1 protein-coding gene is annotated in these 1,184 nt (G+C 47.9%); it reads left to right on the top strand.

Annotation, left to right across the window (positions count from 1 at the left end; genetic code table 11):
- Positions 1 to 272 precede the first annotated feature (272 nt).
- The coding region (locus tag ABZX22_RS45225; protein WP_354923556.1) for an ATP-binding protein at positions 273 to 1,184 on the top strand (912 nt) is incomplete at its 3' end.

The following is a 1,184-nucleotide window of genomic DNA, read 5'->3' as shown; positions in this document are numbered from 1 at the left end:
GTCGAATCTTGCATGCCTGTGTCAACGAATCTGGTTGTCTCGGAGGAGGCAGCACGTCTAACATCTGGTCATTGAAATTGGTTATTAGAAGCCTCGACGAATAGTCCGTCATTTGCAGCTGGCTTCGTTGGGTTCTTCGTTGCGCCATCGCACCGCTCCCGAGCAGGGACGTCTCGTGGTGGATTTTTTGTTGGCTAGCCGTATCGTACCGAGTTTGCAACCTATACTCTGAGCACGAATACGGCTATTTTTTTGTTCTTTTGGGAGTAGGAATGGCGCAGCGGTTTCGTATCGCAGCTCGGGCACTGCGTCAACTCGGAGCAGAGTTGATCACTTCGGATGATGTCGCTTTAAACGAGTTGATAAAGAACGCGTTTGATGCGGGATCTCCCCGGGTGAGCGTAAAAATTCATGCTCCTGCTGACATTTCCGCGTTGCAGCTTCTTGAAGAGCAAATTCGCGCAGGATCCGTCTTGCAAAAGAAAGATGCTCTCGACAGAGTGGACAAAGCCATATCACCTGATTTACCCCTTTCCATAAGGGCGGCACTGAACGATCGCGCTCGCGATCATATTGATAACAAGACAAAATTCGCCGAATTTCTCCAAAATCTTCGGGCGGAGCAGTATATAGAAATCAGCGATACGGGAAAAGGAATGAGCAAAGATGATTTGCTCAATCGCTTTCTCGTGATCGGCACACCTGGCAAGTTGTTCGAAAAGCAAAATTCAGGATCGTCCCAGTCGGTCGTACTCGGAGAAAAAGGTATCGGACGATTGTCCATGATGCGATTGGGGAGCACCGCTACCATCGAGTCAACGACGTCCGAGTCCTCCACTCAGTATGGAATACGATTTGAATGGAATAAATTCGACGACCCTAATTTATACCTAGATGACGTAGAAGTAACGGTCGAACCGATGGGAGATGTCGATGAATCCAGTCACGGCACTACAGTAAGAATTCAGAATCTTAGTGCAAACTGGACCGCAGACAAAGTAGACTCATTCATAAAGAAATATATAAGACGCTTACAGGACCCGTTTGTCAAAAATAGACTTCCGTATCCGATAGACATCTATCTTAATGGGAAGCGGCAGGATATTGCATCGCTTCCCTTGTGGCTCGAGAAATGCGCGCAGTTCAAGGCTGAAATTACCTTCGACCCCAACGGAATCGATGGA

The sequence above is a fragment of the Nonomuraea sp. NPDC003804 genome (genome assembly GCF_040610675.1).
GTDB lineage: Bacteria > Actinomycetota > Actinomycetes > Streptosporangiales > Streptosporangiaceae > Nonomuraea.
This window is presented reverse-complemented; position numbering and strand designations above follow the sequence as displayed.